Annotated in this window: 11 protein-coding genes; 10 read left to right on the top strand and 1 reads right to left on the bottom strand. The window is 52.0% G+C overall.

The features are described 5' to 3' along the window. From ACGLWX_RS05970 to ACGLWX_RS06015, 10 genes are all read left to right on the top strand, one after another. Nucleotides 1-591 (top strand): flagellin (locus ACGLWX_RS05970; RefSeq protein ID WP_396238193.1); only part of this gene is annotated, 591 nt, incomplete at its 5' end. A gap of 274 nt (nucleotides 592-865) precedes the next feature. Next, nucleotides 866-3178 (top strand): glycosyltransferase, encoded by a 2313-nt coding sequence (locus ACGLWX_RS05975; RefSeq protein WP_396238195.1) that lies wholly within the window; start codon nucleotides 866-868, stop codon nucleotides 3176-3178. Between the two features lie 17 nt (nucleotides 3179-3195). Continuing rightward, complete coding sequence (locus tag ACGLWX_RS05980; RefSeq protein WP_252106171.1) at nucleotides 3196-4443, top strand: hypothetical protein; 1248 nt, start codon at nucleotides 3196-3198, stop codon at nucleotides 4441-4443. A gap of 4 nt (nucleotides 4444-4447) precedes the next feature. Next, nucleotides 4448-5437 (top strand): NAD-dependent 4,6-dehydratase LegB, encoded by a 990-nt coding sequence (locus ACGLWX_RS05985; RefSeq protein WP_396238197.1) that lies wholly within the window; start codon nucleotides 4448-4450, stop codon nucleotides 5435-5437. 8 nt (nucleotides 5438-5445) lie between these two features. Next, nucleotides 5446-6087, top strand: a complete 642-nt coding sequence (locus ACGLWX_RS05990) for a DegT/DnrJ/EryC1/StrS family aminotransferase (RefSeq protein WP_396238199.1) — start codon at nucleotides 5446-5448, stop codon at nucleotides 6085-6087. Then, nucleotides 6080-7243 carry a UDP-N-acetylglucosamine 2-epimerase gene (neuC, locus tag ACGLWX_RS05995; RefSeq protein WP_252106174.1) on the top strand — a complete coding sequence of 388 codons (1164 nt, stop codon included), beginning with the start codon at nucleotides 6080-6082 and terminating at the stop codon, nucleotides 7241-7243. Before ACGLWX_RS05990 ends, neuC begins: the two co-directional genes overlap by 8 nt. Continuing rightward, nucleotides 7240-8313 (top strand): N-acetylneuraminate synthase, encoded by a 1074-nt coding sequence (neuB, locus tag ACGLWX_RS06000; protein ID WP_396238201.1) that lies wholly within the window; start codon nucleotides 7240-7242, stop codon nucleotides 8311-8313. The genes neuC and neuB overlap by 4 nt, the downstream gene beginning before the upstream one ends. After that, complete coding sequence (locus ACGLWX_RS06005; RefSeq protein WP_396238203.1) at nucleotides 8310-8957, top strand: acetyltransferase; 648 nt, start codon at nucleotides 8310-8312, stop codon at nucleotides 8955-8957. The genes neuB and ACGLWX_RS06005 overlap by 4 nt, the downstream gene beginning before the upstream one ends. Nucleotides 8958-8985: 28 nt before the next feature. Then, on the top strand, nucleotides 8986-10038 hold the full coding sequence (locus ACGLWX_RS06010) for a nucleotidyltransferase family protein (protein ID WP_252106176.1): 1053 nt from the start codon (nucleotides 8986-8988) through the stop codon (nucleotides 10036-10038). Beyond that, nucleotides 10035-10739 (top strand): cytidylyltransferase domain-containing protein, encoded by a 705-nt coding sequence (locus tag ACGLWX_RS06015; RefSeq protein WP_252106177.1) that lies wholly within the window; start codon nucleotides 10035-10037, stop codon nucleotides 10737-10739. The genes ACGLWX_RS06010 and ACGLWX_RS06015 overlap by 4 nt, the downstream gene beginning before the upstream one ends. Nucleotides 10740-10973: 234 nt before the next feature. Here the strand turns inward: ACGLWX_RS06015 and ACGLWX_RS06020 are convergent, their stop codons facing one another. Beyond that, nucleotides 10974-12452: a flagellin gene (locus ACGLWX_RS06020; protein WP_396238205.1), complete on the bottom strand. Its 1479-nt coding sequence runs from the start codon at nucleotides 12450-12452 to the stop codon at nucleotides 10974-10976. Between the last annotated feature and the right edge of the window lie 139 nt (nucleotides 12453-12591).

Below are 12591 nucleotides of genomic sequence, written 5' to 3' on the forward strand. Positions count from 1 at the left end.
ATTCGTGAGTTGGCGGTACAAGGTGCCAACGACACCAACACCGACGATGATCGCGCTGCAATCGAGACCGAGATTAACGAGCGATTGGCAGAAATTGACCGTGTGGCTGGTAGCAATAACTTCAACGGAACCAACCTGCTTAACGCCAGCGGCAGCCTGAGCATTCAGGTCGGTTCCAACACTGATGTTGAAGACGTTATCAATGTTAAAACTGTTGACGCTACCGTGTCGGGCCTTGGTTTGACTGGCGCATCGGGTGGCGTTGTCGCAGCGACTACCTTTACGGCTGCTAGTGGAGCCGGTGCCCACACCAGCTTCCAGAGCCTGATCGATGCTGTTGACACTGCTACCAAGACACTGGATACCAATCGCGCTACTCTCGGTGCCACGCTGAACCGCTTCGACTCGGTGATCGACAACCTCGCGACCACCTCGACCAACCTGTCCGAAGCGCGTTCGCGGATCGAAGACGCCGACTACGCGAAGGAAGTGTCCAATATGACCCGTGCCAACATTCTTCAGCAGGCGGGTACCTCCATGCTGGCCCAGGCGAACCAGACGCCGCAGTCTGTACTGTCTCTGCTGGGTTAATCCTTTCGGCGGTACAGTGGATGAATCAACCGAACGGGGCCGAAAGGCCCCGTTTTCTTTTAGGTGGCTCAGTGTCAGCCTTTTTACACGTTTCTTATCAGGCCAGCCCAAAGCCGTGGTGTCGCACATTCGGTATCGATGATTATCTCCTTCGCGGCACCTGTTCCTGAAACAGTCCAAGGAATACCTGCTTAAAAACAGGCGCATTTACCTCTTTGGTACGCGTGATCGCGAAGTAGACTAGGCGGACTGCCACTTTTTTGCGAGCTGCCTAATGGCCAAGACGACTACCGCCACACCCAAACGAAAACCCCGTTTGTTATGGGCCAATCCGTTCTGTCTGCTGGACACCTCCAGCGGTGCCAGCATGAGCGTTCGTCAGATGTTGCTGCAGTTGGCGGCCAACGGGTACGACGTCAAGGTATTGGGCGCGACGGTATTCGACAACCCCAAGGGAATGAAGCTTCTCAAGGAGCAGTTTGGCGATCTCGATGCCCATCTACATCAGCTGATCGAGGCGGAAGACGGTCCTTTGACACACCAAATGCTGGTGAGCTATAGCCATAACCGCAATCACTTTACGACCCACGAAGAAGGCCTCTGGTATAGCCAATACGTTTATCTGCTGGACTCCTTTAGACCGGATATCGTGTGGTTCTACGGCGGTCAAACCCTCGATATGTTAATTGCCGATGAGGCGCGGGATCGGGGGATAGCCGTCGCCTTTTATCTAGCCAACGGTAACTATAAATCGCCACGCTGGTGCCGGGATGTCGACTTGGTCGTGACCGATAGCCAAGCGACAGCGGATATGTATCGAAAGGCAGTGGGCTTTGCTTCCAAGCCGGTAGGCAAGTTCATCGCCTCGGATCGCTTTGTCGCCCAGCAGCACGACCGCAAACGTCTGTTGTTCGTGAATCCCAGCTGGCAAAAAGGCGCGAGCGTATTCGTACAACTCGCCGAAAAACTCGAGCGTGAAAGACCCGATATCGAACTCGAAGTCGTGGAGGCGCGGGCCGATTGGTCGGCGGTTTTACGTGAAACCACTCTACATATGGGCCAGCAGCGCAGTACGTTGAGTAACGTGACCGTGACGGGCAATACCAGCGATATGCGTGGGCCTTATAGCCGGGCGCGCGTACTAATCGCCCCCAGCCTGTGGTGGGAAAGCTCCGGCCGCGTACTGGCCGAAGCCATGCTCAACGGTCTACCGGCGTTGATCACCAACCGAGGGGGCATGCCCGAAATGGTGGGGGACGCGGGCATTGCATTTGATTTTCCGGCCCAGTGCTATGAAGAGCCTTATCAGCACCTACTGGACGAAAAAGAGCTTCAGCCACTTTTCGACGCGGCGGTGGCTTTCGTCGATGACGAGACGCTCTATCAGGAGTACGTGAAGCGTGCTTTTAGGGTCGGTGAAGAGAAACATCATATAAAACGCGCCACCGAACGCCTGCTGAGCGCCCTGGATCCATTGGCGCGCGCGCGTGGGGGTAACACGGATTTTTCGATTGGCCAGAAAAAGCGTCATCGCCAGCGTATTGCAAGCGTTGCCACCCAGCCCGAGCTGAAAGTGGATCGTTCGCTGGAGCAGTTAATCACTAACAAGGTGGACGTAAGCCTCGGTGGAGACTCTTCGGCACCACGCCTGAATCTCTCCGATGACTTCACTTGGCAGTTCAAGGGCAAGATCGTCGTGCTCGACAACCGGGCAAGTTTGATCAAGAGTGGCTTGGCCGATCAGATGGCTAAAACAGGTGCCTTTGGCATCGTGGCCTTCGATCCCGCCAGCGAGATAAAAGAGCCTGGACGGTTCGAAGGCAGCGAGACAATCCAGTTGTTCCCGCATGCCCTTCTGGGCGACGGAAATCCGGCGACGCTCCACGCCTGTATTGCCACCGAGATGACCAGCACGTTGGCACCGCTACCGGCAGAGCAGCTACCCGAGCGCTACCATTTGGGGGCTCAGGAGATTGCTGAAATTCCGATTAATACGGTGGCCCTGGATAGCATCACGGGGCTTGAAAGCCTCGACTGGCTAATTCTTGATGAGCTGAGCGATGCAATGGCCGTACTTGAAAATGGCGTCCAGTATCTTGAAGCGACTCTACTGATTCAAGCGCGGGTTCCGTTTCAGCTAACCCATGAACGCCAGCCAAGTTTGGCAGAATTGCAGCACTGGGCGAGTCGTCATGGATTCCGCTTCTATCGCTTTCACAACATAGGCCACTACAGCCACTTACCCGAAAAACTTAATGAGCGTTTGCCCTGTGCCAGCGAGCAAGAGAGTGCCGATGTGCTTTTCCTGCCAAGCCACGCACGAATGGCGGCGCTGAGTGATGAGCAGAAAAGAAAATTGGCCTTTATATTAAGCGCCTGTTTCTCTGCACATGACATGGCGTTTGAACTATTGGCCGATGTCAGCCATGACAAGGCGCTGGAATTTCTCGAAGCGCAGCGGTTTATACCGTCTGCAGAACGCGGTAAGGAGCGTAATAAGAAGGACTTGGATTCGCGGAATGGAATGGATATTTCACAAGCCGCTTTCCTTGGGCACGATGACGACCTTTTAGCCAAAATTGATTGAGATGAGGCACGCCTTGCATGTTTGCTTACGAAAAGTTTGATGTATTCGACGAGATCGTCTCGAGCTTGCCGGAAGGTAGTGCGCTCACCTACTCGCCCTTGATAAGAGAAGGGTTTCAATTTTGCTTGGATGGCGCAGACAAAAGCTGTGACGTTCCGGCCAGTGAGCCGCTGACGTTATCAGGTGTGGATGCAGCTCTCTATCCAGTCAAGCGAGAAATTAAAAAGGTAGGCTACTTTCACGACAAAGGCTTTCTGGACAACATTCTTACAGGGTTCATGGAACAGGATATCGAGATCGCAAAGCTCGACCTCCTCCCTGCGCAACTGAAAAAAGTGCTGAGCACCAAGCAGCGTGAGGAAATCGAGTTTTTTGATCGTCACCTTCAAGCCTCCTTCGGCTGTAGTATTCGCACTAAGCTCGAAGAAAGATTTCATCTCGTCAACGCCATGATTCCCCAGTATTACGACCTGCTCAAGAAATCAGAAGTCGATGCAGTCGTTTTCAGGGTCTACTATGGGCTGAACTACTTTCCCATCATTTTCGCCTGCAAAATGCTTGGAATTACTGTGATTGATGTGCAGCACGGAATTAATGGTTTCAAACACGTCTGCTACTCAAAGTTTAAAAGTAACGAGATCGATAGCCCATTTCTGCCCGATGTCTTTTGGACATGGGGCGATATATCAACACGAATGTTGACTAAAGAAAGCGATATTGAGTCTAGTGCACTTGTGATCGAGGGGGGCGGTCCTACCTATTTGTCTCGTCAGGTCAAACCGGGTAAGAAGATACTATATACCCATCAGCCTCAGTCTAAAGGAATTCCTGTACCCCTCGAAGAGATCAAATATGTCCACGAGCTAAAGCAGCGAGAGGTAGTGGTCAGACCTCATCCGCTACATATTGATGAAGCGCAGGAGGTAATGAGTCTGCTCAGAAGAGAGGGGATTAAAGCCAAGCTAGAAGATCCAAACAAACTCACCATCAACGACTCTCTAAAACAGTCCGGTGTCCATATTACATGGTCTTCTACATGCGCACTGGATGCGCTTAATTTTGGTGTTCCTTCTGTTCACTGCTCCGAACTCATTGATGAAGTAGAGCGTGAATTCACGACGGGGCTGCTTTTCCGTTATTCAGATGTTAGTAAAGAGAGTCTTTTGAAAGATCCTTCCAAAGCAAGGTCCTATAGCTTGGGCTCCAAGGAGCGCGTGGCTCACGGCGTCTCACAGGTATTATCACTACCCGCTGGCCAAGGATAAGATCATGACGGTTGAAAAAAAGATGCTGGTTACGGGCGCCGATGGATTTATCGGCTCACACCTCGTCGAGCTTTTGGTCAAAGAGGGCTATCGCGTCAAGGCATTGGCTCAATACAACTCTTTCAATAGTTGGGGATGGCTCGAGGATACGGATTGTCTTGATCACGTCGAGGTGGTCAGCGGCGATGTACGCGATCCACATTTCTGCAAGCACCTCGCCCAAGGAGTCGACACGGTCTTTCATTTGGCCGCCTTGATCGCCATTCCTTACTCTTATGTTGCGCCCGATAGCTATGTAGAGACCAACGTAAAGGGCACGCTCAACCTGTGCCAAGCGGCTTTGGATAACGGCGTCACGCGTATGATTCACACCTCCACCAGCGAGGTATATGGCACCGCGCAGTATGTGCCAATTGATGAGCGCCATCCACTACAGCCGCAGTCGCCCTATAGTGCCTCCAAGATAGCCGCTGATGCGATGGCCATGAGCTTTTACAATGCGTTCGATTTGCCCGTCACGGTTGCACGTCCTTTTAACACCTACGGTCCGCGGCAGTCGGCCCGAGCCGTCATACCAACAATCATCAGCCAAATAGCCAGCGGCATGAAACAGGTCAAACTTGGCGACGTCTCGCCTACTCGCGACTTCAATTATGTTGAGGATACTTGTCAGGGGTTTCTGGCGCTGGCTAATTGTGATGTATCGATTGGCGAAACGGTGAATATCGCCTCCAATTATGAAATATCGGTCGGGGATACACTAGATACGATACGGGAATTGATGGACAGTGATATAGAGTTCATTATTGACGAGCAGCGCTTACGACCTGAAAAATCCGAGGTTTTTCGCTTATGGGGAGACAATGCGCGGCTTCGCGAATTGACCGGCTTTACTCCGCAATACGGCCTTCGTGAAGGGTTACAGAAAACGATAGACTGGTTTTCTCAACCTCACCAGTTGGCGAAATATAAAGCCAATCTATACAACACCTGAGTTGCGCCATGCTGCCTAAACTGATTGAGCTCATTTATGACTATTGCCGTACGGAGTCGTTCAATACTTTATATGAACTCGTATCTCGAAGTAACGAAAAAGCCTATGTGGCCGAGGCGATTGACTCTACTTTTGTCTCCAGCGTCAGACACCATGTTGACAAGCTCGAGCATAATATTACCGCTTATATGGGCAGCCCTAACTCATTAGCGACGGCTCAAGTGCCTCATCGTTATGTATATACGAACGATGAGCTGGGCTTTAACTACTGCCTGCCCACCCGGAACTCTGCGAGTAGTGATGGTCAGATCGAGCAAATCGAGGAATTTGTTGGAGAGAAGCAGTGCTTTGCAGCGAGCTACGCCGATAATCTAGCCAGTGGTCTTCACATTGTGACCGAGCCGGAAGGGGGGCGTAGCAACTATTGGCTCACTGCGGTGATTTGTAACGGGCAGGTGCAACGCGGCGAATGGTTCGAGGGGGCCAGTGATAAGGGCGTGATGACACGGCCTATCTGGAAATCGATGAGCCGTCTACCCATGTATGCTCATGCGCCCGCTGTCGATATTTGCAATGCAGAGTCGTTAGAGCAGCGAGTAGCCCATTTGTCGAGCGGTCTGCTTCCGTCAGACAGGGGGAAATATGCGTAACGTCGCGGTTTTTACCGGAACCCGTGCCGAGTACGGCCTGCTGTACTGGTTGATGAAAGGGATCGACGCTCATCCTCGACTATCGTTGCAAGTGATCGTAGCGGCCATGCACCTCTCTCCAGAATTCGGTAAAACATCGAACCTGATCGAATGCGATGGCTTTGGCATTGATGCCAAGGTCGAAATGCTGCTTTCTTCAGATACTGGCGTTGGCGTTGCCAAGTCAATAGGTGTTGGCGTCATCAGTCTGGCAGATGCACTGGATCGCCTGAAGCCTCATGTGATCGTGATTCTGGGCGATCGATTCGAAGCGCTAGCCGCAGCCCAAACGGCGCTGATGCTCAAGATTCCCATCTTGCATGTTCATGGCGGCGAGGTGACGGAAGGCGCCTACGACGATGCCATTCGCCATGCGATCACCAAAATGGCGATGATGCATGCTGTGGCAGCCGAGCCTTATCGGCAGCGAGTTATCCAGATGGGGGAGGATCCTCAACGTGTCGTGAATACTGGCGCGCTTGGATTGGACCATATCAAACGTTCACCTCGTTTGAGCCGACAAGCGCTTGCCAAAACGCTCAACTTTTCACTTGAACGCCCTTTTTTCCTGGTGACCTATCATCCTGAAACCCTTGCAGACGTGCCGGCGCTGGAGAGTCTTCAAACTATTTTTACAGCACTTGATGAGTGGCCCGATCACCAAGTCATTTTGACCTATCCGAATGCCGATGAGGGGGGCCGGGAGATGATTGGTGCTATTGAGGCATATAGCGCGTGCCAGCCCCAGCGCGTTGTGGCAGTTCCGTCACTGGGATCCCAGCGCTACCACTCCGCGCTGGCCGAGTGCGCTGTCGTTATAGGTAACTCATCAAGCGGTATCATCGAAGCACCTAGCTTTTTTGCGCCCACCGTCAATATCGGTCAGCGGCAAGCCGGTCGTCTGGCCGCTGCGTCCGTGATTCATTGTGAGTCGACATTAACGTCGATTCGATGGGCCATTCAGCACGCGCTGAGCCCTGAGGTTCGCTCCGACACTCAACGTTTTCAAAACCCCTATGGGCAAGGGGATGCAGCCGGTCGCGTTATCGACATGCTGTTATCCATGCCTTTGACCACGATCAAGCGCTTTCATGACTACTTGGGGGAGCCGTATTGATATCCGATAAGGTATTTATCATTGCCGAAGCTGGCGTTAACCATAATGGCGACCGCAAGCTTGCCTTTGATCTCGTAGACGCTGCCGCCGCCTCTGGTGCCGATGCCGTAAAGTTTCAAACCTTTAACGCAAAGCGGCTAGCCGCTGATTCGGCACCCAAAGCTGCTTATCAACAGCAGGCCAACGAAGCCGGCGAGAGCCAGCTTGCCATGCTGCAGGCGTTAGAGCTGCCCTTGGAGTGGCACGAGCCGCTCCAGCGCCATGCGCATCAGCGTGGAATCGAGTTTCTTTCGACCGCCTTTGACCTGCAGAGTCTAGCGTTTCTGGAAACGCTGGGGCTGCCTTTCTACAAGGTTCCCTCGGGGGAGATAACCAATGCACCGCTGCTATGGGCTTTTGCCCATACCAGAAAGCCACTCGTTGTTTCTACAGGCATGGCATCGCTGTCGGAGATTGAGCAGGCATTGGCGATCATCAGTCACGCCATCCGAAGCGACCAGCCGCCTCAGGGGATGGGGGAAGTGTGGCGAAACTGGAGTGAGCAAGCGGCACGCGAAGTGCTATCGGATCGGGTCAGCCTTCTGCACTGCACTTCGCAATACCCGACCCCCATGGAGGAAGTCAATTTAAGAGCTATGGATACGCTTTCAAGCGTGTTTGGTCTGCCGGTGGGTTATTCCGATCATACCCAGGATTTACTGATCCCGATTGCCGCCACCGCTCGAGAGGCCACAATCATCGAAAAGCATTTTACTCTGGATCGCCAGTTGCCAGGACCAGATCACAAGGCGTCCCTGGAACCCGATGAACTCACCCATATGGTCGATGCCATTAGACAGGTAAGTCTCGCGCTGGGCGATGGGTACAAGGCGCCTCAACCAAGCGAATGGCAAACACGCGATGCCGTCCGCCAGCAGTTAGTAGCTCGTCGCTCGATAAAATATGGAGAGACATTCACGCTGGACAACATGACCACCGCCAGGGCTGGTCGAGGCGAGCCTGCCTACCTCTACTGGGATTATCTGGGCAAACAAGCGATCCGCGATTATCGAGAGGGTGAAATGTTGTGAATGCCCCTCCCGTCATTCTTTTGGGAGCCGGAGGTCACGGCAAGGTCGTTCTCGATCTTTTACGACGTATCGGGCGCCCCGTCATCGGCGTGTGCGACCCAATATTTGAACACAAAGCGGGTGGCTTCTGGCGAGGTATTCCAGTATTAGGCGGCGATGGCGACTTGTTATGCCACGCAACTGACACGGTAGAACTTGCCAATGGAGTCGGAAGTTTGCCCGGCCAGTCCACGCGCCACCATCTGCACGAGCGATTCATTGCTCTGGGTTACCGCTTCGCGACCCTGGTTCATCCCTGTTCCGTACTTTCTGAAAGCGTGATTATGGGGCGCGGCGCACAAGTCATGGCCGGATGTGTCATCCAGGCTGACGTGCAAATAGGAGAGGGCACCCTGGTCAATACAGCTGCGCATATCGATCATGACTGTCAGCTGGGTAGGCATGTGCATATCGCCCCCGGCGCTGTGCTATCGGGAGGTATCAGGATCGCGGATAACGTTCATATAGGCCCTAATGCCACGATCATTCAGGGGATCACTATCGGTGCCGGCGCCGTCATCGGCGCGGGGACAACGGTGCTGCACGACCTGCCCGAGTATCATCAACTCATCGGTCAGGCACCGCGTTCGCCAACCCCCTTATGATAAACAATGGATGGAGGCACTGTCGTTAATGAAACAGTGGGAAAAAGCGCTGGTCAGCACCGGCACAAGCTTAAACGACGCGATCAAGGTACTGGATGGCGCCGCCCTGCGTATTGTTCTCGTGGTCGATCAGCAGCGAAAGCTTTTGGGTACACTCACCGATGGCGATCTACGCCGTGCCTTGATCAGTCATCAGCCGCTCGAGTCGGCGGTAGATGATGCCATGAATCCTAATCCCAAGGTGGCAACGCTGAACTGGAGCCGTGAACGGCTACTTCACGTCATGGAGCAAGGGCAGCTTCTGCAGCTGCCGATTGTGGATGATCACCAGCGCCTCATTGGGCTGGAAAGCCTACATGACTTGCTAAACCCCCCAGCTTATAGCAATCCAGTTTTTCTCATGGCGGGCGGATTTGGTACACGTTTACGGCCCTTGACCAACGATTGCCCCAAGCCGATGCTCAAGGTGGGCGACAAACCTATTCTCCAAACAATTGTCGAAAGCTTCATCAAAGCGGGTTTTCACCGTTTTTATATTTCGACCCATTACATGCCCGAAATGATTCGCGCGCATTTCGGGGATGGCCGCTTGTGGGGAGTATCTATTCAATATATACATGAAGAGAGGCCGCTGGGAACGGGAGGCGCTTTGGGACTTTTACCCAAGGCAGAAATAGACCAGCCGCTTTTCATGATGAACGGTGACTTGCTCACCACGCTCAACTTTGAAAGTTTACTCCAGTTTCATCAGGATCATCCCGCCAGTGCTACCATGTGTGTACGGGAATATGAGCATCAGGTTCCCTATGGTGTCATCGAAGGTAAAGGCCATCACATTATCTCTATGGTAGAAAAGCCATTGCAGCGCTTTTTTGTTAATGCGGGCATTTATTTACTTGACCCTGAACTAGTGCAGCGGGCTTTGCCTAATCACCCCATTGATATGCCTACCGTACTTGAAAATGAAATAGCGGCTCAGCGCAACGTCAACATGTTTCCTATTCATGAATACTGGTTAGATATAGGTCGAATGGAGGAGTTTACGCGTGCTCAAAAGGATATAGCCGGTAGCCTGCAATGAGAGAACATATAAAGCGCATTGGTACACTGGCCATCATTCCTGCACGTAAAGATAGTAAGCGGCTACCTCGGAAAAATGTGCTTGCTTTGGCAGGAAAACCGTTAATAAGCTGGTCGATTGATGAGGCTTTGAAAACACACTTGGTGGATCTGGTGGTAGTGACCTCTGATGATGAAGACGTCATTTCGATTGCCAAGGCTTATCAGAGCCCAAAGGTCGCAACTATCCAGCGACCAACAGAACTCGCTACCGATACGGCTAAAAGCATCGACGTTGTTATTCATGCTTTAATAGAGATGGAAGCGCGAGGAGTTTATCCTGAGCGTGTCGTTTTATTGCAACCAACGTCTCCATTAAGGACAGTAAGTGACATCGAAGGCGCCGTTCGGCTGTTTGTCGAGATGCGGGCTACAAATGTCGTATCGGTTTGTGAGGTAGATCATCCCACCGCTTGGTGCGGCAAGGTCGATGAAAGTCTGAGACTTGTGGGAATTGATCTTTCAGTCTCGCGTTCTCAGGAAGCTGAAAAAGAATATCGTTTGAATGGTGCTATATATATCGTGACTCCATACGCTCTCAAGGAGAAGCGCCAGCTGGTGACCGATAGTGCAAAGGTATTTATAATGGATAAAAAGAAGTCGCTGGACATCGACGATATTTTTGACTTTAAACAGTGTGAGTTTTTTTTAAATCATTTATAAAGTGAAGTAAGAAATAGTGTGTTCCAGCACTTTTGCGAGCGCCTTGATCTTCCATATGTTGTTTACGCATTCAGAAAAATAGTGATTGAATAGAAGAGTTTGGCCTGAATTTTAAAACCGCTTTTTAAGTTTGGTCAAACAGCTTTCGATAAATTTTAGGGGAAGCTACTGAGCATCGCTATTTTACGAGTTACAAGAGGGCATGGCATTTTGAGCTTTCCAAAAAATACAGTATTAGCGAATAAGATTAAGTAATTCCAAAACGTTCTGCGATGACTGGTTTGCCTGAGCCAAAAGAGCATCACCAGCTTGTTGTAAAATCTGGCTCTTGACCAAACGGCTGCTTTCTCTCGCATAGTCGGTATCCATGATACGAGATTGGGCGGCATACAGCTTCGTGGTCTGGTTTTCGCTGCCTTCAATCGCACTCTCAAGTCTATTTTGCTTGGCGCCATAATGTCCGCGGTAATCATCTAAGGTTTGTAGCGCGGATTGAAGATGTGACAGCGCCTCGCGCGCACCCTCAATCGAGTCCAGTGAAATATCTTCTAACCCTAGCGAACGGTGGTCGGCAGGGGTCGCCTTGATAGTCACGCTTTCAAGCTCGTTGCCATAAGTTGCGCGCGTGATGATGGTCGTCGGCTGGCTGATAGGCGCTGATGTGGGCTCAGGCTCTACTAACTCGATGGGCATCTCGTCCCAGGTCGCCTTGGCGTAAAATATCCCGCGCCCAACCACCAGTAGCATTAAAGGCTCGGTGGTCTTGTCGATGGTGATAACTTCATCCATCTCCGGTGCGGTGACATTAGAAAGATCGCCGTTATTGAAGTCCTCTCCATCCTCTGGATCAAACGCGCGGTCTCGATCGCCGCTATAAGTAATTCTCATGCCGTTGTAATCAAAATCGACGGGTGGATTGTCGATATCATACTGACCTGTTGCGTCATGAAATACCGAGGCATCGTAAGTAGCCCCCGGCAAGAGACCATTCTCGGTCGTCATCAAACTATTCGCCGAGGCAATGTCATCAATGTTACGCGATGCCCAGACTTCGTCGGTCGGGCTTTCATTCGAACCAATGATCGGCGTACCGACCAGGTGTTTACCGTCCAACGTAAAAAGCTGCAAATCGTCATCGACCTTGAGGGAGTCCATTTCGATACGCACCTGAGTGGCCCCGGCTGGAATATAAGCAAGCGGAACGATGCCGGAGTGGAAATTCTGGATTTCATCGTCCAACTTGGCCGTAATATGCTCAGTATTTCCCAGACGGGCCGGTGCCGGTGCCGGTTTGGACGGCGCCAAAGGCGTTTTGCCAAACGCTTCTGTCGTATTGGCGATACGGTCGATCTCTTCCCGCAGTTGTATGTATTCGCCGTTAATAGCGGCGCGGTCACTTGAGGAAAGCGTTGCAGTCGCGGCCTGGACGGCTAAACGATTGGCGCGATGGAGCAGGTTATTGATGCTATTCAGTCCGCCTTCAGCCGTCTGTATCAGGCTGATACCATCATTCATGCCTCGCTGTGATTGGGCGTTGGCTCTAATACTACTTTCCATTTTGTTGGCGATCGCACGTCCCGCGGCATCATCCTTGGAGCTGTTGATGCGCAAACTGGATGACAGGCGTTGTATTGCTGTTTGAGCAGAATTTCGAGCCGTGACTCGATTGTGCTGTAAAGCAAGACTCGTCATATTGGTGGTGATGCCCATCATGGAGTAGCTGCTCCGATTGCTTCTAATCCTGGATTACGAAACCGCTCTACAGAAACCTGGTGACGTACTGATCGCTTCCCCCATAGTAAGGACGCTCCATGCGATTACGCGTGGAAGCCTTCGCACTCCACTGTACTGT

The organism is Halomonas sp. HMF6819, assembly GCF_044335525.1.
Taxonomy (GTDB): domain Bacteria; phylum Pseudomonadota; class Gammaproteobacteria; order Pseudomonadales; family Halomonadaceae; genus Vreelandella.